Consider the following 21,643-nt stretch of genomic DNA (forward strand, 5'->3'; position numbering starts at 1 on the left):
GAAAGTACTTTCAACAAAATTTTATTTTTAAAATATTAGAAAATAATTTTTTTTAAAAACGAATAAAAACGTTTTTTAATATTTTTTCTATAAAAAGATTAGAAATATATAAAAAATAAGTAAGACCAAACTTGAAAATTCAATATTGATTTTATTTGTCAAAATTTTCGATTTATTTTATAGAAAAACATTCTTATTTTATTTTGCTTGTGATATAATTTAAGCAAAAGGAGGCATTTTATGTTTGATTTTAAAAGTGCAAAAAAAAGAGTAGACGAAGCTATTAACCCAACACATTTATTTTATTCTGAAATTTTCTCAGATTTATCAAAAAACAATGTGTACATAAAACCAGAAAATTTACAAAAAACTGGTTCTTTTAAATTGAGGGGAGCTTATAACAAGATTTCAAAAATGGATGAAGAATCAAAATCCGTTGGAATCGTAACCGCATCTGCAGGAAACCACGCCCAAGGTGTAGCATTTTCTGCAAACCACCAAGGCATAAAGGCAATTGTTTGCATGCCTGAAACAACTCCAATGATTAAAGTTGATGGAACTTTAAAATATGGAGCAGAAGTTGACCTTCACGGACAAACTTTTGATGAAACAAATACATACGCTCAAAAACTTGCCAAAGAAAAAGGCTATACTTTCATTCCTCCATACGATGACGAAGATGTAATTGAAGGACAAGGAACAATAGCTCTTGAAATTTTGGAAAAATTAGAAGATGCTGATTATATTTTAGTTCCAATCGGAGGCGGTGGGCTTGTTTCTGGTATTGCAAAATGTGCAAAAGAAATAAAACCAGATATTAAAATTGTTGGAGTAGAACCAGCAAACGCTGCTTCAATGCAAGCTGCTATGGAAAACGGTGGTCCAATAACTTTGGATTCTGCTGATACAATTGCAGATGGAACTGCTGTTGCAAGAGTTGGAGATATTACTTACGAAATTTGCAAGGAAAATGTTGATGAATATATTTCTGTAACTGAAGAAGAAATCATGGTAGCCTTGACTACTTTGATGGAAAAACATAAACTAGTAGCAGAGCCTTCAGGAGCATTGAGTCTTGCTGCAAGTAAAAAACTTGGTTGCAAAAATAAAAATGTAGTTTGTGTAATCAGTGGTGGAAATATTGATATGTCATTTATTTCTCAACTAATCCACAAGGGACTTTATGAAGATGGAAGAATTGCAAGATTTACAGTAGAGCTTCAAAATGCACCTGGAAAACTTAGAGATCTTCTTGATGTGATAGCTTACACAAAGGCAAATATTGTTGAAGTACTTCACGATAGCCTTGCTGCAACTAGCAGATATAAAAATATCCAAGTTGAAATAACCCTTGAAACAAACGGAAAAGACCATATCAGGAAGATTAAAGATTTACTTACTGAGAAAGGATACAATGTTCATTAAATGAAAATAGAAAAGATACTAAAAGAAATCACCTACATTTCCAAAAATATTCAAAATGATAGAGAAATTGTAGGAATTTCTTCAGACTCAAGGCAAATCAAAAAAGATTATATATTTGTAGCTATCAAAGGATACGAGCTTGATGGTAATAAATATATAAATTCGGCAATCGAAAACGGGGCGAATACAATTGTATATACAAAAGATGATATAGAATTTGTAGATAAAATAAACTACATAAAAGTAGAAGATGAAAGACTAGCCCTTGCTCAAATTTCAAATTTGATTTCAAATTACCCATCAAAGTCTATGACTATGATTGGAGTTACTGGAACAAATGGAAAAACAACAACAGCAAATATGATTGCTTTTGTCTTGAATAAATTGGGATCATCATGTGCAAATATCGGAACAGATGGTGCAAATTTAATAAACAAAACCATGCCAACAGAGCATACAACTCCAGAAATTACTGATTTAAATAATATTTTGCTAGAAGCAAAAAAAGAAAATATCAAAAATGTAGTTATGGAAACCTCATCACATGGTTTGTGCTTGAAAAGAAATTATGGAATAGCTTATGAATACGGCGTATTTACAAATCTTTCTATGGAACATATGGATTTTCATAAGACTATGGATAATTATTTTGCTGCTAAGATGATCCTATTAAAAAATTCCCAAAAACAAGTTGTAAATTTAGATGATGATTATGGGAAAAAAGCTAAAGAAATTTTCAAAGACGCCATTACAATTTCTATAAATGAAGATTCAGCATATAGGGCTGAAAATATAAAAAGAATTGATTTGGGTCTTGAATTTTCTGTAAATGGTGTTAAATTTCACCTAAAAAGATTTGGATTCTATGATATTTATAACTCTCTTTGTGCAATAGCAATTGCAAATGACCTTGGTTTTGAATTGGAAGAAATTTCTAAAGCCTTGGAAGATTTTAAGGGAGTAAAATCAAGGTTTGAATTTATAGAAAATGACCTTGGAATAAATATAGTAGTAGATTTTGCCCATACACCAAAGGCTTTTGAAAATATTTATAAGGACCTACCAAAAGATAAAAATATATTTGCAGTTTATGGAATTACTGGAGATAGGACTTATGATATCAGAAAAGAAGTAGGAAAAATTTCTGCTAAATATGGTGTTTTTTCAGTAATAACAACAGACGATCCAAAATTTGATACTTTCGAAAATATTTCAAATAATATAAGAGAAGGTGTAGAAGAAAATAATGGAAAATATACTATTATTGAAAATCGAAAAGAAGCCATAAAATATGCTATAAGTCATGCTAAAGAAGGAGACTTTGTTCTCATGCTTGGAAAAGGCGAAGAAAAATTCATAAAATTAAAGGGAAACAAAAAAACCTACTACAGCGAAAAAGAAACCATAAGGGAAGTTCTAGAAGAGCTATGAAAATTTTTGTAATAGGAGCAGGGGTAAGCTCGCTTGCCTTCTGCTCTTTTTTAGATAAGAAAAATATAACAGTTTTAGATTCAAACAAAGACAGTGGAAGAAAACTCCTTGCAACAGGAAATGGCAGGTGTAATTTTACAAATTTAAAGCTTTCCTATGATAATTTTTATTCAAATAAAAAAGATTTTGTAAATTATTCCTTGGATAAATTTTCAAATAAAGATTTGATAAAATATTTTGAATATTTGGGAATAGAGTGGACAAATTTACCATCTGGAAGATGCTATCCAAAAACTATGAGCTCACAGACTGTAAAAGATGCTCTCATGATGAAGGCAAATGAAAATGCAAAATTTATTTTTGACCAAAAAGTTTTGGATATAGATTTTGACAAAAAATTAATCATAACAGAAAAAAATAAATACAAATATGACATTCTTGTTATTGGATCAGGAGGGATGACTTTAAAAAATTCTGGTTCAGATGGGTCAATTTTTAAAATTTTAGAAAAATATACAAAAATTGAAGAAATGACCTTTGGGATTACAAATTTTAAAGCTAAAAATCCCCTATCAAAAAAGTCCAAGGGAGTTAAGGTTAATGCTAAGGCGAGTTTAAAAGTAGATGGGAAATATATAAAATCATCAACTGATGATGTGATTTTTCAAACTTATGGCCTTACCGGAACTGCGATTTTGGATCTTTCGAATTTGATTTCTCTTGCCTTAAAAGATGGTAAAAAAGTTAATCTTGACATTGACTTTTATCCAGAGTATAAAAAAGATGGACTTTTAATGAAATTAGAAGAAAAATCAAAAAGATTTCCTCAAAGAAGTATTGAAGAATTATTGATTGGAAATTTAGATAAAAAACTCATAATTGATATACTTAAAAGGGTTAAAATAAATCCTGGTCAAAAAAATATAAAAAGAAAGGATTTGGAAAAACTTGTAAATATTTTGAAAAATCTTTCTTTTGATATAATAGACATAAACGACAAGAACAATGCCCAAGTTACTTTGGGAGGAGTATCTTGCGAGGAAATTGACAAAAAAACCATGAAATCTTTAAAAATTAAAGATTGTTATTTTATAGGTGAGGTTATGGATGTGGCTGGAGATTGTGGAGGATATAATATTCAATGGGCCTTCTCATCAGCAAAAACTGCCTCAGAGGATATAAGGAGATTAAATGTTTAAGATAAATAGAAAGCTAAAAGAATTAAAACACAACGGAGAAAGAATTTCTTTGGCAATAATTGGTTGTGGAAAAATGGGAGCAAGCTTAATTAACCAATTGGGAGATATAGATGCAATCGAAGTTGGCTTAGTAGTTGAGCATACAATGAGTAAAGCAAAAACAGCTCTAATAGAATCAGGAATTTCCGAAGATAAAATTATTAATACAGATTCCTATGACGAGGCCTATGAAGCTTTGAACAAGGGCTTTGTTGTAATAAGCTCAAATTATAGACTTGCATATAAACTTTTACAAATCACAGCCGTAATAGATGCAACAGGAAATCCACCATTTGGAGCGGAAATTGCATCAAAATCAATTCAATATCATAAACATTTTATAACCTTGAATGTAGAATGTGACGCAGCAGTTGGACCAATTCTTTACGATATGGCAAAAAAAGCTGGAGTAGTTTATACAGGAATTGCAGGAGATGAGCCAGGTTCAATAATTGAGCTTTGCGATTTTGCCTATGGAATTGGGCTTGAAATTTTAGTTGCAGCAAAAGGAAAAAATAATCCATTAGACAATTATGCGAATGCAGAGATTTTAAAAGAAAGTGCAAAAGAAAAAGGACTTTCACCAAGAATGCTAACAAGTTTTGTTGATGGAACAAACACCATGATAGAATTAAATTCAGTTTGCAACTGTCTAGGATTTTTGCCAGATACTTTTGGATGTCACGGAATTCCTACAAGCCCAGAAACAGCCGTAGAAGATTTTAAATTAAAAGAAGACGGTGGAGTTTTATCATCATATAAAACAGTAGAATTTTCACCAGGAATGGCACCAGGAGTATTTTTAATAGTAACAAGTGATAAAAAAGAAGTAAGAGATTTGATGAAATTTTTAGGCTTTGGAGATGGACCAAATTATTTATTAAATAGACCATACCACCTAACAAGTCTTGAAACACCAATTACAATTTACAATGCAGTAATAGAAAATGAGCCAACAATAGCTCCACTACACGGTCAAGTTGCAGATACAGTTTCAGTTGCAAAAAGAGATATCAAAAAAGGCGAATATCTTGATGGAATAGGATCAGATAAGGTATTTGGAAAATTAACAGATCACACAAGATCAATAAGAGAAGACCTACTTCCAATAGCCCTAATCACAGAAAAAACAAAAGCAATAGTAGATATTCCAAAAGATACAATAATAGATTTATCAATGATAGAACTTGATGAAGAAGCAACAATAACAAAATTAAGAAGAAGACAAAATTCAATGAAATTGTAAAATAAGTCTGAAAAATATTCTAAGAATTTTGATGAAAAAATTTTCCCTATTTCAACCTAGTGCAAGAGCCGAGAAATCTCAAGAGATCTCTCGACTAGGCTCGAGATGGGTTGTAGCGTAATTTTATTTTAAAATAGTTAATGAATTACAAAATCTATTTTGACAAAAATATGAGGCTGCAAATGCAGTCTTATTTTTTGTCTTTTTTTATTTGTAAATTTTTAAAAAATTTCAAAAATAATTAGAAATTTCAAAATAAAAATTTATTTTGAAAAATTTAAATTTTCTTATTTTACTAATCAACATTAGTTTGAAGTTATGGTTTTCATCGGAATTTAAAACATGAAAACAAAATGATAAAGTATTGACAATTATTGAGATATAAATTAAAATTAAAGCGTAGTAAAACAAAAATTTTTAAAAAAATAAAAAATAAGGAGGACTCTATGAAAGGGTTTGCGATGTTAGGAATTGGTAAGACAGGTTGGATTGAAAAACCGGAACCAGAAATGGGACCATTAGATGCTCTTGTTAAACCAATAGCTTTAGCTCCATGTAGTTCAGATATTCACACAGTTTGGGAAGGAGCTATCGGAGATAGACACAATATGATTTTAGGCCATGAAGCTGCAGGAGAAATTGTAAAAGTTGGAGAATTAGTTAAAGATTTTAAACCTGGTGATAGGGTTTTAGTTCCAGCTATTACTCCAGATTGGTCATCTCTTGAAAGTCAAGCAGGATTTCCAATGCATTCAGGCGGAATGCTTGCTGGATGGAAATTTTCAAACTTTAAAGACGGTGTATTTGGTGAAGTTTTCCATGTAAATGATGCTGATGCTAACCTTGCTTTAATTCCTGAAGGAGTAGATCCAGTTTTGGCTCCAATGTTATCAGACATGGTTACAACAGGATTCCACGGAGTTGAACAAGCAGACGTTCAATTTGGTGATGAAGTTTTGGTAATTGGAATTGGACCAGTTGGTTTGATGTCAGTTGCAGGAGCTAACCTAAGAGGAGCAAGTAGAATTTATGCAGTAGGAACTCGTCCAAACTGTGTAGAAGCTGCTAAATTTTATGGAGCAACAGATATAATTTCCTACAAAGACGGATCAATTTCTGAACAAGTTCTAGAACTTACAAATGGTAAGGGAGTTGATAGAGTTATAATTGCTGGTGGAACAGTTGATACATTTGAAGAAGCAATCAAGGCTATGAAACCAGGTGCAAAAATTGGTAATGTAAACTACCTTGATGGTGGAGATTATATTAAAATTCCTAGAGTTGAATGGGGAGTTGGAATGGGCCACAAGGCAATTAACGGAGGCCTAACACCAGGTGGAAGACTCAGAATGGAAAAACTAGCTAAACTTGTTTCTTGTGGAAAATTAGATCTTTCAAAACTTGTTACCCATAAATTTAACGGATTTGAAAAAGTTGAAGAAGCTTTATACTTGATGAAAGATAAACCAAAAGATTTAATTAAACCAGTAGTAATAGTAGCAGAAGATTTAATGGAAGATTAGATGAAAATAATAATAGTATCAGGATTTTTGGGAAGTGGAAAAACAACCTTTATAGAAAAATTGTCAAAAAAATTGGATGATGCAGTAATTTTAGAAAATGATTATGCCAAGGCAAATGTAGATAAGGATTTATTAAAAAATACTGGAAAAGAAATTTTGTCCTTGGAAGAAGGCTGCATTTGTTGTTCAAAACAAAAAGATTTTGCAACGACAGTTATGAGCATAGAAAATACAATAAATCCAGAATATTTGATAATAGAGCCAACAGGTTTGGGCTATCTTTCTAAAATAATTGAAAATATTAGTCCAATTGAATATGAAAAAATTAAAATTTTAAAACCAATAGCCATAGTTGACTACTATAGTATCGATAAGATTATGGGAGAATATAAAGAGCTTTTCCTAGATCAAATCCAAAATTCATCCTATATACTATTATCAAAAACTGAAAATATAAGTACAGAAAAAATCGAAAAAGAAGTAAAAAAACTTGAAAACTTAACAAAAGCAAAAGTTTTTACCACTCATTACAATGATTTTGATAAGAAAGAATGGGACTCTCTTATTGGGGAATATGATAAGGAATCTCTAATAAGAGGGGACTATAAACATTTACACCTTGATAATTTGGCATATGAAAATGTAGTTTTCAAAGATTTTAATGAACTTGGAACAAATTTCAATGCAGTTTGTCAAAATAGGTTTGGAAAATTAATCAGAGCCAAGGGTCTTGTAAATGTGGAAGATAAAAAAGTCAAGGTAGATGTTGTCGATAATAAATTTTCAGTAGAAAAATACGAAGGAGAATCTTTTACAAATTCTTTGATATTTATTGGGGAAAATCTAGAAGAAAAATCTTTTGATATACTTTTTAAAAAATAATTAAAAGAAGCCCAAAGGCTTCTCAGACTGTTGACAAAGTAAAAAATTTCCCATTTCGACCGAGTGCAACGAGCGGAGAAATCTCATGAGATCTCTCCATGCGTTCGTTTCACTCACTTAGTCGAGATGGGTTTTAGCGTAATTTTATTTTTTGAATTACTAAACTGATATTGTCTACAAACTGAGAAACTTAAGGGCTTCTTTTTTTGTGAAAATTTTCAAAAACTAAAAAATCTATTATAATAATTTTAAGGAGTTATTATGGATATATTTATTGTTGAGGATGATAAAAAAATTTGTGAGGAGCTTTGTTTTCAGCTTGAGCTTTTGGGATATAAGTGTTTTGTTCCAGATGATTTTTCTAATATTTTGGATGAATTTAAAAAAAGAAATTACAAGCTTGTTTTGATGGATTTGAAACTTCCTTTTGAAAATGGATTTTATTGGTGTGAGAAAATTAGGAAAATTTCAAATCTTCCTATAATTTTTCTAACAAGTGCGGCTGATGATATAAATTTAATTAATGCCATAAATTATGGGGCGGATGATTTTATTGCAAAGCCTTTTTCTATGCAGGTTTTAAATATGAAAATCAAGGCCCTTCTTAGAAGAACTTATGATTTTTCTGGGAAAAATTTAGACCTTTCTTATAAAAATATTTCTTTGATTAAAGATAAGATGATTTTAAAAATTAATGATAAAGAAATAAATCTTTCTAAAAATGAATTTTTGATTTTGGAAATTCTTATGGAAAATCCTCAAAAAATTATTTCAAGAGAGGCTATAATGGATAAACTGTGGGCGACAGATTCTTTTATTGATGATAATACTTTGACTGTAAACATCAACAGGCTTAGGAAAAAATTAAAAAATCTGGGTTTAGATGATTTTATTCAAACAAAAAAAGGAGTGGGATATTTTATAAAATGAAAAATTTGAAATTGTTTTTTAGCATTAATAGGGCATATATTTTATCATTTTTAATTTTTTCCTCCCTATCCTTTCTTTTCTCTTTTGCTTTTTCTATAGATTTTAGGGTGTTTTTCTACTGTCTTATAATTTTATTTTTTATAATTTTATCTATAGGAATTTTTAGGTTTTTTAAGGTAAAAAAATGTTTAGAAAAAAATTCCTTTTCTTATTTTGAGAAAAATATTTATGAAAAACATTTGAAAGAAATTTTTCAAAGAAAGGAAAAAGAAATAGAAGAACTTAAGATATCAAGCAAATTAAGGCAAAATGATTTGGAAAATCTTTTGACAATTTGGGCTCATCAAATAAAAACTCCCCTTTCAAGTATTTCTTTGATTAGTGAAAGGGAAGAAAATTATGATATAAAAAGAGAGCTAATAAGAATTGATGATTATATTGCATCAATTTTGTCCTTTATAAAATTGGGTCAGGACAGTCTGGATTATTCTTTTAAATCTTTTTCTATTGAAAAGCTTATTAAAGATATTGTAAAAAGATATAGGAGTTTTTTTATCCATAAAAACTTAAAATTAATTCTTGATATAGAAGATGAAAATATAGTTTCAGATCCAAAATGGTTGGGACTTGTCCTTGAGCAGGTTTTGTTTAATTCTATAAAATACACAGATAGGGGCTTTATCAAAATTTCCTACATTGATTCTATCTTAAAAATTGAAGATTCTGGAATTGGTATAAAAGCTAGTGATTTGAAAAATATTAATAAATTTGGTTTTAGTGGAGATAGTGATAAAAGAGATGCTAATTCAACAGGCATAGGACTTTTTTTGGTAAATGATATATTAAAAAAACTTGGATATGCTTATAAAATTGATTCTAAAGAAAAAAATGGAACTATATTTTCATTAAATTTGAAAAAATCTGATATTATTGAAAATTAATTGGGGTTCTATAATTCAAATCAATATAAATCAGTTTTGAATTTATTAATTATTTAAAAATTAAATTGAGATACAACCCATCTCGAGCGCAGTCGAGAGATCTCAAGAGATTTCTCCATGCGTTCGTTTCACTTACACTAAAACTCGTTTGCTTCGCAAACTTTTTTGTGCTTATGAAAACTCATTTGCTTTGCAAATTTTTTCCGTGCTTTCGCACTAGTTTTCAGGATTTATAACCGAAATCAACGGTTATAAATCTGCACTTAGTTTTAGGGATTATTGTGCCAAATCAAGGCACAATAATCTAGTCGAGATGGGTTCTAGCATAATTTTATTTTTAAAATTTTAATAAATAATTAAACTAACTTTGTCTACGCTCTAAATCGGCATTTGCCGATTTTTTTAATCTTACAAAATGTAAGTTTAAACGAAAAATTGTAAGTTTAGATTAGGGATTTTTTCTTTTATTTTTTGTAATATAAACTTAGGAGGAAGTTATGAATATATTAGAAGTTAAAAATTTAAGAAAAGTTTATAATAGTGAAGATAAAAATACAGAGGTTGTTGCCTTAAAAGATATTAATTTTGAGGTTGAAGAAGGAGAATTTGTTGCCATAATGGGCGAGAGTGGGTCTGGGAAATCTACACTTCTAAACTTGATTGCAACTTTGGATAAACAAACTTCTGGAGATGTGATTTTATCTAATGAAAATACAAAAAATAAAAGTGACAAGGAGAGGGCGATATTTAGGAGGGAAAAATTGGGTTTTGTTTACCAAGATTTTTCGCTTTTATCATCTTTAAATAACAGGGACAATATATTTTTGCCTTTGGTTTTATCAAATGAAAAATACAAAATTATGGAAGAAAAATTAGCTCCTATTGCAAAGGCATTGAAAATTTCTAATCTTTTGGACAAATTTCCCTATCAAATTTCTGGAGGACAAAAACAAAGAGTTGCCGTTGCAAGATCTCTTATTACAAATCCAAAAATTTTACTTGCTGATGAGCCAACAGGAGCTTTGGATTCAAATTCATCAATGGAGCTTTTAAATATTTTTGAAAATATAAACAAAAATGGGCAAACAATTTTAATGGTAACTCATTCGACTATGGCTGCTGCAAGGGCCTCTAGGGTTTTATTTATAAAAGATGGGAAAATTTTCTATGACCTTTATAAGGGAGATAGGACCAATGACCAAATGTATGAAAAATTGGTTAAATCTCAAATGATGATTTTATCTGGAGGTGAGGGATTTGAACAAGCTTAATTTTAAAATGGCTACAAGGGGAATAAAAAATAATAAATTTTTGTATTTTCCATACATTTTGGCATCAAGTTTTATGCTTTTTATTTTTAATCTTTTAATAGATTTAAAAAGTGAAAAATTCATTCTTGAAACTAGGGGAAGCGAAATTATAAAAACTCTTTTGGAAATGGGTTCATGGATTGTGGCTATTTTTTCTCTGATTTTTCTAGTTTATATGGCAAAAACCATTGTCAAAAATCGCTATAAGGAATTGGGACTTTTGTATGGACTTGGCATGGACAAAAAATCTTTGAGAAAAATTTTGATTATAGAAAATTTAATTCTTGGAATTTTAATTTTGATAATTGGAACATTTTTTACAATTCTTTTGGGACCTCTTTTTATAAATTTAGTGGCAAGAATTTTAAAAATTCAAACTCAAATCAAACTTTCTGTAAATTTTTCTAAGTTAGCTTTAGGACTTCTTGTTTTTGGAATAATCTTTATTTTAATAACTTTGATAAGTTTAAATTCAATTAGAAAAACAAATCCAATTGAGCTTTCAAAACTTTCCCAAAAAGGAGAAAGTGAACCAAAAGCGAATGTAATTTCTATGATTTTAGCCATAATTTTAATTGGCTATGGGTATTACACAGCCCTTTCAATTGATGGGGGAATATTTCAAGCTCTTCCAAAATTTTTACCAGCAAGTATAGCAGTAATAATTGGAACATATTTTTTCTTTAGGTCTCTTGTGATTTGGATTTTAAAACTTTTTAGAAAAAATAAAAAAATTTATTATAAGGGCACAAATATGACCTTTATAGGAGAACTTATCAAAAGAAGCAAGGAATCTGCCATGGCACTTTCATCAATTACCATTATTTCTTCACTTTTTCTTTTGAGTTTTGTTGTTATGAGTGCCATGTTTGTTGGGAAAAATGATCTATTAGATAGGATTGCTCCAAGTGATTTTTTGATCCAATACCAAGAAAATGATAAGAAAAGTGAAAAATATACAAAAAATTTACTTGAAAAAAATATAGGAAAAGAAAAAATAAAAAATCTTGGAGAATTTAAAAGAAAAGGTCTTGTAGTTAGTGAAAAATCACCTGGAAAATTTTCTATACTAGAAGATGATGATTTAAGAAAAACAATAATGGATGATAAAACAAAAATTATATCCATAACAGATATAAAATCATTTAATAAAGCAAATAAGACAAATATTTCTCTTAAAAAGGATGAAGCTATAGTCTTTGATTCAAAAGCAAAAAAATACGATGAAATTTCTATAGAAAATCAAAATTTGAAAGTAAAAGAAAATGCAAAAAATACATCCTATGTCTTGATGGATCCTACAACAAGTCTTTTTCATAATATTGTCCTAGTTGTAGATGATTTTGATAAATTTTCAAAAAAAATATCTGATGGTGAAAATATTAAGACTTTCCCAAGTGTGTCGGGAATATATTTTGACTTAAAAGAAAAAAATCAAAAAAATATTGATGAAATAGGAAATATTTTAAATAAAAATCTAGCAAATAAAAAAGAATTCGAGGATAAAATCTTTGTAAAAAATTCAATAGAAAATAGGATGGAATTTGACAAAATCCACACAGGAGCCTACATTGTTGTTCTTATTTTAGCCCTAGTATTTTTAATCTCAACCATAATTGTAATTTATTACAAACAAGCTGCAGAAGGTCTTGAAGATGGAAGAAATATAAAGATTCTACAAAAAGTTGGAATGAGTAATAAAGAAATAAAAAAATCAGTTAAAAAACAAAACCATTTCACGTTTTTTGGTCCTTTAATAATTTCAATAATCCATATTCTAATCGCATCAAAACTTGCCTTTGGCATGATTCAAATGTTTGCCATGCTTGAGCTTAGAAAATTTATAGAAATAGAGGCGATTTGTATAATAATTTTCTCATTAATTTATATAATGATATTTAGAATAACTCTTCCAATATATTTTGAGATGGGAAAATTAAATAAGGAGTAAAAATGAAAAAAATATTTAAAATTCTTCTATATATAATAATTTCAATTTCAGTATTAGGATTTTTGCTTATATTTTTGTGGACAAAAATTCCGGAATTTAAAGCCAAAAAAGAAATCTCAGATTTGGGAAAATATGCTCGAAAAATAGAAGATATAAAAATCGATGACCAAGTAGAAATTATCGGTCTTGGCGAGGCTACACATGGAAACAAAGAATTTCAGGAATTAAAATTAGACCTATTAAAAAAATTAGTAAAAGATGCAAATGTTAGAGCCTTTGCCTTGGAATGTGATTTTTCAGAAGGAATGGAGATAGATTCTTATGTAAAATCAGGAAAATTTCAAAAAAATCCATCAAAAATTTTCTCCTTTCCAATCTATCATACAAATGAGATGAATGATCTAATAAATTGGATAAAAAAATACAACCAAAATCACGACCAAAAAATTTCCTTTTACGGTTTTGATATGCAAAATCCAGAAAAATCCGTAAAACTTGTAAAAGATTTTGTAAAAAAAGAAAATATTGATTTTGATATAAAAAGTCTAGAAATTCTAGAAGAAGACAAAATTTCAATAAAAGATCCAAAGATGAAAATATTGGAAGAAAATTTAAAAAAATTAAATGAAAAACTTGATAAAAATACCAAAGAAAAAAGACTTATAGAAAATATTCTATCAAGTTTTCCATATTATAAAATGGTTGATGATTATGTAAAATCAAGTGAATATAGAGATAAAAAAATGGCAGAAAATATTTCTTGGATAAAAGATTATGAAAAAAATTCAAGAATAATGATAGCAGGTCACAATGGTCATATTGGAAAAAAAGAATCAATGTATAAAAATATGGGAGAAAATCTAAGTGAAAAATATAAAAAATCATATTTTCCAATAGGAACAGATTTTTATAAAACAAAGGTAAATATAAAAACTATGCAAAAAAATCAAAGGACAATACAAAAATTTATATCAGCAGATCCTTTTGCATACGCGGCAAAAAATTATAACAATTCCTATTATTTAGATTTTTCAAAAGTAGAAGACGGAGATAGCAAAAATCTCTTAGATTCAAAAATAAAAATGGGCTCATTAGGCGAAGGCTATACTCCGATAATGAAATTTATCCCATATTCATATAGAATAGAAAATTCTCCAAAAGAAATTTTTGATGCAATGATTTTTGTATATGAAACACATCCGATTAAAATTATAGAAAATTAAATTTAGTATAAAAATTGCCTAGAAATAAATTTTTCTAGGCAATTTTTTATTTTTATCTTATGAATTTTTCTTAATTACATCCTTTATAGAATAAACAGTAAAACCATTTTTGCCAACTACAGTCTCTGCGTGATACAAAGAGGACAAAACTGATTCACATACGCTATCTCCAACTGCTGTAAATAAAAGGTCAATTGCATCATCACTTATAGATTTTAAATTTAAAATTTCCTTTGAGTCGTGTTTAATTATATTAGCAGTTGAGAAGGCTATTACAATTTCACCACTGCCATTTGAAATATAGGAACCATTTCTACAAAGGCCTGCGACAGCTCTTTTGGCAAGTCTTTTAAGTTGTCTTGAACTTAAAGGAGCGTCAGTTGCAAGAATGGTTATTACAGATCCCTTGTCTTTTTCATTTAAAACCTTATGAGGATATTTATCTGAAAAATATTCTCCGTCAATAACTAATTCATTATATTTTCCGTGGTTAGTCATTACCAAAGATCCAAGTGTGTATTCTTTTCCATCAATTTCAAAAACTCTAGATGAAGAACCAATACCACCTTTTAATTCATAACATTTCATCCCTCTTCCAGCGCCAACAGCTCCTTCTTCAAAGATTGAATCGGCATCTTTTATAGCGTCAAAAATATCTTCTTCTTTAATATTTAAGGCTCTTATATCATTTAACCTCATGTCATTGCATTCCAAAACTAGAGGATTTACAGTTCCTGTGCTTTCTCCAATTTCAGGGTTATTTTTTAGCATATATTTTACAAGGGCTGTAAGAGCTGTTCCAACACTTAGTGTATTAGTTAATATTATCGGTGTTTCTAAAGTACCTAGTTCATCTATTTGAACTAAGCCTACGCTTTTACCAAAACCATTTATTACATAAGAGGCACAAAGAAATTTTTCCTTAAAAATATTATTTTCTGTAGGAATTATAGCAGTTACACCTGTTTGAATATTGCCATTTGCTAAAGTTTTATGACCGATCTTTATACCTTTAACATCTGTAATTAAATTTAATTTTCCTTTTTTAAGACGCCCAATTTTTTTCTCAATTCCCATTATTTTTCTCCTTTTTAGATTTTAATATTACTGCAATCATGCTGCTTATTATATTTACAAAGGATAGGGGGCTTACCCAAGAATTGTTAAATATATCGCTGTGAGTTTCACAAATTATTTTATTATTTGTATATTTTGCAGCTGGACTATTTTTTGAATCTGTAATAAGTAAAAAATTATCAGATTTTTTAGATAAGCCTTCCCCAATTTCTTGACTTCCACAAAAATATTTAGGAAAACTAAAAAATATTGGATAATCATTTTTATCGATTGACTTAATAATATAATCAGTATGAATAAGGTCATTAAGATTTACCAAAATTGAAGATAAATTTAAAGATCTTAACCTTTCATTTAAAAATTTTCCCATATTGTAGGACCAATCGTGGCCAAAAATAATTATATACCTACTTGATATAATATTTTTTGAAATAGAAATAATCTCGTCAACTTTTATTGAATTGTACAAATTATTTAAGTAACTAGCTTCCGATTCTAATATATTATTATAAAATTCTTCTTCCAAAACAGAATTATTATAATCTTTGGTTTTATAAGATATCTTTTTAGCATTTTCTTCTATGTATTTAATAAAAGTATTTTTAAAATCAGTAAAGCCATCAAAGCCGATTTTTTTACAAAAATTTAAAAAAGTGACCTCAGTACAACCACATTCCTCACAAATTGTAGCTAAACTAAGAAAGCAAATTCTAATATGGTTGTCAATTATATATTTGGCAAGTGATTTTTGTTTTTGCGTATAATTGTCATCATCTTTAATTTTATTTAATAAATCCAAAAGTTCCAAAATCACACCTCCATAAACTAAGTTCATTATAGCACAAATAAAATATAGTAAAAACTTTAAAAAATAAAATTATTTCAAATATTTATAAAAAAATAAAATAAATACTAGATTTATTTTTTAAAACGTGCTATATTTTAAATATAATGATAAGGTTATCCTTAAATAAAAATTTGGAGGCGAATTATGGAAGATTTAGTTTTAATGAAAAAAAGACCGACTTTTGGATATTCGGTACTTTTGTTAGTAACTTTGGCGGCTATGCTAATTTTAGGATTAACAATTTTGAAAGCACCGCTTGCTGTAGTGATGTTTTTGGCGTGGTTAGTTGTAAATTTATTTGCAATTAAATTAGGTTATACATACAAAGAGCTAGAAAAAATAGGAATAAAACAAGTTGGAAAATCCTTACAATCAGTTGTAATAATGCTTGCTGTTGGAGTTTTGATTTCATCATGGATAGCATCTGGAACTGTGCCAACAATTATTTATTATGGACTTAAAATTATTAATCCAAAATATTATTTAGCAACAACTTTGATTATTTGTGCTATAGTATCAATGTTTACAGGAACTTCATGGGGAACAATTGGTACTGTTGGAGTAGCTCTTTTAGGAATTGGAATTAGTATGGGCATTAATCCAGGAATGGTTGCTGGAGCATTAATTTCTGGATCATGGTTTGGTGATAAGCTTTCACCTTTGTCAGATACAACAAATTTTCAATCTGGTGTAATGGGAGTTCCATTAATGACCCACGTTAAACACATGTTGTATACAACAGTTCCTGCTTTCATAATATCTCTAATTTTATTTTTGATTTTAGGTAGCGGACAAACTGCTGATGCAGATATTCACGCGGTTGAAGTTGTTGGTGAAAGCTTAAAAAAATTTTTTACAATAAGTCCAATAACCCTAATTCCCTTAATTGTAGTTGTAATTTTATTGGTAAAACAACGTCCAGCATCTCAATCAATTCTTATTGGTGGAGTTTTAGGAATGATTTTAGCTGTTTTTTATCAAAAATTTGATGCAACTTTAGTTTTAAATTCTGCCCTTAAAGGTTTTGAATATGATTTTAAAGATGAATTTTTAAATACTCTTTTAAACCGTGGTGGAATGGATAGCATGACAAGAACTATACAAGCTCTTATTTTCACAACTGCTTTGGGTGGAATGATTAGAGATATGGATATATTAAATGTAATAATTGAACCGATAGGAAAAAAATTAAAATCAACTTTCTCTTTAATTTTTTCAGCTATGTTTGTAGACTACTTATCAATTGCTTTGACAGGTTCTCATATGTTTGGAGCAATTATGGTTCAATCTACTATGCTTGATTTATTTAAAAAGAATAAATTAAAACCAGAAAATGCTTCACGTATCAGTGAGGATTGTGGAACTTTGGGAGTAACATTGATTCCTTATGGAGTAACAGCTATGTTTATTGTTGATACCTTGGGCATAGATTTTGCAACTTTTGTACCTTTTGTATTTTTCTGCTACATAAGTCCACTTTTTAACTTAGTTTGTGCTGCAACTGGAATAGGAATAGCTAGATATACTGACGAAGAATTGGAAGAATTAGAAAGATTGGAAGAATTGGAAAAATTAGAAATGAAAGAAGAATAATTATGGAAGATAAAATGGATTTATTATTAAAAATTTATAGGGGAAAACTAGAAGATTTATATACATTTGGATCATTAGTAGTTGTAGATAAAGATGGAAAAATTATTTTTTCAAAAGGAAATCCTGATGAAATATGTTTTCCTCGTTCAAGCGCTAAACTTATGCAAGCTATGGTTCCACTTTCACTTGGAGCTGTTGAAAAGTTTAATCTTAGCCCAAAAGAAGTTGCACAAATCTGTGCATCTCATTCCGGGGAAGATTTTCATATAAAAACAGTCTCAGAAATGCTTGAAAAAATTGGCCTTGACGAATCTTATCTAAAATGTGGTCCTCATTATCCATTCAAAAAAGATGTTACAGAAAATATGATAAAAAATAACGAGAATCCAAGAGATATTCACAATAATTGCAGTGGAAAACATTCAGGCATGTTAATGTCGGCAATAATTTTAAATGAAAGTTTGGATGATTATTACAAAATTGACCATCCCGTTCAAAAACTAATTACTGAGATGATTTCAAATCTTTGTGAGTTTGATATTACTAGAGATTACATTTCTGTAGATGGTTGTGGAGTTCCAGTTCATGCCCTTCCTTTATATAATTTTGCACATGGAATGGCTAAGTTATCAGATTATGAGAATTTGCCAGAAAATCTTTCAAATTCTGCTAAAGAAATAATTGAAGATATTAGCGAAAATTCAATTTATACATCTGGTTCAGATAGGATTGACCACTTGTTAATAGAAAAACATAAGGGAGAGTTAATTGTAAAATCTGGTGCAAATGGATATTTTGGTGGCTTGTTGCCTGATAAAAAATATGGATTTGCCATAAAAACCTACGATGGAAATTCTGAAACAAGAAATGTCATATTGATTCATTTACTAAAAAAATTAGGAGTAATAAAAAAGGATGAATATGAGTACTATGATAAAATAGCTGACAAAACTATTAGAAATCATAGGGGAGAAAAAGTTGGAGAAATTGTTCCTCAATTTTAAAAATAAAAAACTGATCTTAAATTGAAATAAATCAATTTAAGATCAGTTTTATTTTTACATCCCAAAAATTTCTTTTCCAAGTTTTGTATTTTTTGGATTTTCTTTTTCAAATACTATTTTTTTAACATCATTTTGGAATTTTATGTCTTTGTAGAGGATGCCTCCTACAAAGTCTTCGCCTTTTTTGAATAATTTGTAGACTTTTTCTCCGTCTTCTTTTTTGATTTCTTCTATTCCTTCGCCTGAATTTAAGCCTGCTGAAAATAATTTTATATCTCCAAGAAGTAGGGATGAAAATGGTTTTGGTGTTTGGTAGGTTTTGTTATCTCCTGTCATATTGCTTCCTGCAATTTGTCCCATTTCCATTGATGCTGTCCAAAGGCCTATTGTAGCTTTTCCTAATTGCATACAGTCTCCTGCTGCATATACATTATCATCGCTTGTTTTTAAGTTTTCATCTACAAGGATTCCTCGTTCAATTTCAAGTCCAGATTTTTCTGCAATATCTAGATTATTTCTTACGCCTGTTTGAACCAAAATTGTATTTGCTTCGATTTCTTCTCCATCTTCAAGTTTTATTCCACAAACTTTACCGTCTTTTTCTAAAATTTCTGCAGTATTTTTTCCTGTAGAAGTTTTAATTCCTGCATCATTTAATTCTTTTTCTAACTTTTTGGAAAGTTCATTATCAAGTTGTTTTCCCAAAATATAGTCAAAAGTTTCAATAACTAGAACTTCACATCCTGTATTTTTTACAGAAAAAGCAGCTTCAAGTCCCAAAAGTCCTCCACCAATTACTACAACTTTCTTGTTTTCCTTGATGTGGTTTTTGAAAGAATTTAAATCTTCAACAGTTCTAATTGCAAAAACTCCATCGGCATCAATATTTTTTATTGGTGGCACAAATGGATGAGATCCTGTTGCTATTAGAGCCTTACCATATTCAATTTCTTCTCCGCTTTTTAAAATTGCCTTTTTGTTTTCAAGGTCAAGTTTTTCTACTTCACATTCAAGTTTTTCTTCTATATTATTTTTTTCATACCAATCTGGTTTTTTTACCAAAATTTCTTCATTAGTAAAATCTTTTGCTATTAGCTCAGATAATTTTGTTCTCCAATAAGTATGTTCATAAGATTTTGAAATTATAATTATAGAAGAGTCCTCTTCATTTTTTCTAATTGTTTCAGCAGCCTTTTGACCTGCTATTCCATTTCCAATAATTAAATAATCGTACATTTATTTTCTCCTTTGTTAACTTTTATACTAATCTCTATCTATTAATTTACCCAAATTTTCTAAATTTATCTATAAAGTGGGTAAATAATTAAAGTAAATAAAAATTTTAAAAATCAAAGGAGATTTATATGATATATGATTTTGTGGTAAAAAATAACAAGGGTGAAGATGTTAAACTTGAAAAATATAAGGGAAAAGTTTTATTAATTGTAAATACAGCAACAAGATGTGGATTTACTCCTCAATATGAGGGACTTGAAAAACTTTATGAAGAATATCATGAAAAAGGCTTTGAAATTTTAGATTTTCCATGTAATCAATTTAAAAACCAAGCTCCAGAAAATGACCAAGAAATTGATTCATTTTGCACACTTAATTTTGGGACAAAATTTGACAGATTTCAAAAAATTGATGTAAATGGAGAAAATGAAGATCCGCTTTATACATTTTTGAAAAAAGAAGAAGGCGGAATTCTTGGTGGAAAGATAAAATGGAATTTTACAAAATTTTTAGTTGATAGGGATGGAAAAGTTGTAAAAAGATTTGCCCCAACGACAAAACCCGAAAAAATTAAAGAGGATATAGAAAGTTTATTGTAATGGATTATTATGTAAAACTTGCTTATGATGCAATTAAATATTATTTAGAAAATAAAACTTATTTAAGGGATTTTGATGAAAAATTTAAAAAAAATTCGAATGGAATTAGAGTTGAAGTAAAAATTAATGGAGGGCTTAAGGGAATTTCTGGCTCAATTTTTCCAACTAGAAAAAATTTGGGTCTTGATATTATCCATGAAGCAGTAAACGCAGGATTTTTTGATTTTAAATTTAATCCAATTACAAAAGAAAATTTAAAAGATTTAGAGATAAAAGTTTTTGAATTTTTTGATGTAGAAAAACTTAGATTTATTGAAGATTTTAAAGATTATGATGGGATAATGCTAACTTTTATGGAAGAAAATTATTATGTCTATAGAAAAGATTTTGATTCTGATATAGAAATGTTAGAAAAAGCTTTAGAAATTTCAAATGTTGATAGCTGGGATAATTTTTCTATTGATAAATTTAGAATGAAAATACATAAATAAAGGAGATATTATGTGGATTTTACTTGCGATTTTTTCATCAATTTTTGCAGCTCTTACTTCAATTTTGGCAAAAGTTGGAATTGAAGGAGTAAATTCAAATCTTGCAACTGCAATTAGGACTTTTGTAGTTTTAATAATGAGCTGGGGCATGGTTTTTATTACTTCTTCATTTTCTGGAATTTATAATATTAGCAAAAAATCCTGGATTTTTTTAATTTTATCAGGTCTTGCGACTGGACTTAGTTGGCTTTGTTATTATGGAGCCTTAAAATATGGAAATGCCTCAAAGGTTGTTCCGATTGATAAAATGAGTGTGGTTTTAACTTTAATTCTTGCATTTTTATTTTTGGGCGAAGAATTTTCTACAAAATCTATTATTGGATGTATTTTAATTACAGCAGGCACGCTTTTAATGGTTTTATAAATATACTTTTTATAGTTTTATAAATATGCTTTTTAATGTTTATAAATATACTTTTTGTGATTTTATAAATATATATTTTTTTAGATAAAAATCAATTTGACTTTTTTCTTTAAAAATAGTAAATTAGTCAGTAGATATAAGCGATTAAAAGAAGAGTAATTTTAAAAAATAATTAACAGAGAGGCCTTTAGGTGAAAGTGGCTATGCATTTTTTATTATGAAGATCATCTTTTAGCTTAATAAATGAAAAAATTAGTTTATTACGTAAGATA

Annotated in this window: 19 protein-coding genes; 16 read left to right on the plus strand and 3 right to left on the minus strand. The window is 28.7% G+C overall.

The window, feature by feature from the left end:
• Positions 1-240 precede the first annotated feature (240 nt).
• The 11 genes from ilvA (at position 241) to L6653_RS06645 (ending at position 14,100) form a co-directional block, all read left to right on the plus strand.
• The gene (gene ilvA / locus L6653_RS06595) at positions 241-1,425 is read left to right on the plus strand and encodes a threonine ammonia-lyase (protein ID WP_236786079.1); all 1,185 of its coding nucleotides are present in this window, start codon (positions 241-243) and stop codon (positions 1,423-1,425) included.
• Positions 1,426-2,856, plus strand: a complete 1,431-nt coding sequence (locus tag L6653_RS06600) for a UDP-N-acetylmuramoyl-L-alanyl-D-glutamate--2,6-diaminopimelate ligase (protein WP_236786081.1) — start codon at positions 1,426-1,428, stop codon at positions 2,854-2,856.
• Entirely contained in the window at positions 2,853-4,055 is a 1,203-nt protein-coding gene (locus tag L6653_RS06605; RefSeq protein ID WP_236786083.1) for an aminoacetone oxidase family FAD-binding enzyme, read from the plus strand. The genes L6653_RS06600 and L6653_RS06605 overlap by 4 nt, the downstream gene beginning before the upstream one ends.
• Positions 4,048-5,340, plus strand: coding sequence for an NAD(P)H-dependent oxidoreductase (locus L6653_RS06610; RefSeq protein ID WP_236786085.1), 1,293 nt, complete (start codon positions 4,048-4,050; stop codon positions 5,338-5,340). The genes L6653_RS06605 and L6653_RS06610 overlap by 8 nt, the downstream gene beginning before the upstream one ends.
• Before the next feature lie 446 nt (positions 5,341-5,786).
• On the plus strand, positions 5,787-6,863 hold the full coding sequence (locus tag L6653_RS06615) for an NAD(P)-dependent alcohol dehydrogenase (protein ID WP_236786086.1): 1,077 nt from the start codon (positions 5,787-5,789) through the stop codon (positions 6,861-6,863).
• Positions 6,864-7,745 carry a GTP-binding protein gene (locus L6653_RS06620; RefSeq protein WP_236786088.1) on the plus strand — a complete coding sequence of 294 codons (882 nt, stop codon included), beginning with the start codon at positions 6,864-6,866 and terminating at the stop codon, positions 7,743-7,745.
• 261 nt (positions 7,746-8,006) lie between these two features.
• On the plus strand, positions 8,007-8,675 hold the full coding sequence (locus L6653_RS06625) for a response regulator transcription factor (protein ID WP_236786090.1): 669 nt from the start codon (positions 8,007-8,009) through the stop codon (positions 8,673-8,675).
• A 239-nt stretch (positions 8,676-8,914) separates the two neighbouring features.
• Positions 8,915-9,616: a sensor histidine kinase gene (locus L6653_RS06630; RefSeq protein WP_236786092.1), complete on the plus strand. Its 702-nt coding sequence runs from the start codon at positions 8,915-8,917 to the stop codon at positions 9,614-9,616.
• A gap of 497 nt (positions 9,617-10,113) precedes the next feature.
• Entirely contained in the window at positions 10,114-10,887 is a 774-nt protein-coding gene (locus L6653_RS06635) for an ABC transporter ATP-binding protein (RefSeq protein ID WP_236786094.1), read from the plus strand.
• Positions 10,865-12,877, plus strand: coding sequence for an ABC transporter permease (locus L6653_RS06640; protein WP_236786096.1), 2,013 nt, complete (start codon positions 10,865-10,867; stop codon positions 12,875-12,877). Before L6653_RS06635 ends, L6653_RS06640 begins: the two co-directional genes overlap by 23 nt.
• Positions 12,878-12,879: 2 nt before the next feature.
• Positions 12,880-14,100 carry an erythromycin esterase family protein gene (locus tag L6653_RS06645; protein ID WP_236786098.1) on the plus strand — a complete coding sequence of 407 codons (1,221 nt, stop codon included), beginning with the start codon at positions 12,880-12,882 and terminating at the stop codon, positions 14,098-14,100.
• Between the two features lie 57 nt (positions 14,101-14,157).
• Here the strand turns inward: L6653_RS06645 and L6653_RS06650 are convergent, their stop codons facing one another.
• Positions 14,158-15,177: a DmpA family aminopeptidase gene (locus tag L6653_RS06650; RefSeq protein ID WP_236786100.1), complete on the minus strand. Its 1,020-nt coding sequence runs from the start codon at positions 15,175-15,177 to the stop codon at positions 14,158-14,160.
• Positions 15,167-15,985 carry a MurR/RpiR family transcriptional regulator gene (locus L6653_RS06655; protein WP_236786101.1) on the minus strand — a complete coding sequence of 273 codons (819 nt, stop codon included), beginning with the start codon at positions 15,983-15,985 and terminating at the stop codon, positions 15,167-15,169. Before L6653_RS06655 ends, L6653_RS06650 begins: the two co-directional genes overlap by 11 nt.
• Before the next feature lie 183 nt (positions 15,986-16,168).
• Here L6653_RS06655 and nhaC point away from each other — a divergent pair, with 183 nt between their 5' ends.
• Positions 16,169-17,617 (plus strand): Na+/H+ antiporter NhaC, encoded by a 1,449-nt coding sequence (gene nhaC, locus L6653_RS06660; protein ID WP_236786103.1) that lies wholly within the window; start codon positions 16,169-16,171, stop codon positions 17,615-17,617.
• Positions 17,618-17,619: 2 nt separating this feature from the next.
• Positions 17,620-18,621: an asparaginase gene (locus tag L6653_RS06665; RefSeq protein ID WP_236786105.1), complete on the plus strand. Its 1,002-nt coding sequence runs from the start codon at positions 17,620-17,622 to the stop codon at positions 18,619-18,621.
• 54 nt (positions 18,622-18,675) lie between these two features.
• Here L6653_RS06665 and L6653_RS06670 read toward each other — a convergent pair whose 3' ends face one another.
• Positions 18,676-19,857: an NAD(P)/FAD-dependent oxidoreductase gene (locus tag L6653_RS06670; RefSeq protein WP_236786107.1), complete on the minus strand. Its 1,182-nt coding sequence runs from the start codon at positions 19,855-19,857 to the stop codon at positions 18,676-18,678.
• A 128-nt stretch (positions 19,858-19,985) separates the two neighbouring features.
• Here L6653_RS06670 and L6653_RS06675 point away from each other — a divergent pair, with 128 nt between their 5' ends.
• From L6653_RS06675 to L6653_RS06685, 3 genes are read left to right on the plus strand one after another with little or no spacing between them, the layout of a single operon-like run.
• Positions 19,986-20,456 carry a glutathione peroxidase gene (locus L6653_RS06675; RefSeq protein ID WP_236786109.1) on the plus strand — a complete coding sequence of 157 codons (471 nt, stop codon included), beginning with the start codon at positions 19,986-19,988 and terminating at the stop codon, positions 20,454-20,456.
• Complete coding sequence (locus L6653_RS06680) at positions 20,456-20,947, plus strand: AMMECR1 domain-containing protein (protein WP_236786110.1); 492 nt, start codon at positions 20,456-20,458, stop codon at positions 20,945-20,947. Before L6653_RS06675 ends, L6653_RS06680 begins: the two co-directional genes overlap by 1 nt.
• Before the next feature lie 10 nt (positions 20,948-20,957).
• A complete protein-coding gene (locus L6653_RS06685) occupies positions 20,958-21,371 on the plus strand; it encodes an EamA family transporter (RefSeq protein WP_236786112.1) in 414 nt (137 codons plus the stop codon).
• Positions 21,372-21,643: the final 272 nt, after the last annotated feature.

Source organism: Anaerococcus ihuae (assembly GCF_928368155.1).
GTDB lineage: Bacteria > Bacillota > Clostridia > Tissierellales > Peptoniphilaceae > Anaerococcus > Anaerococcus ihuae.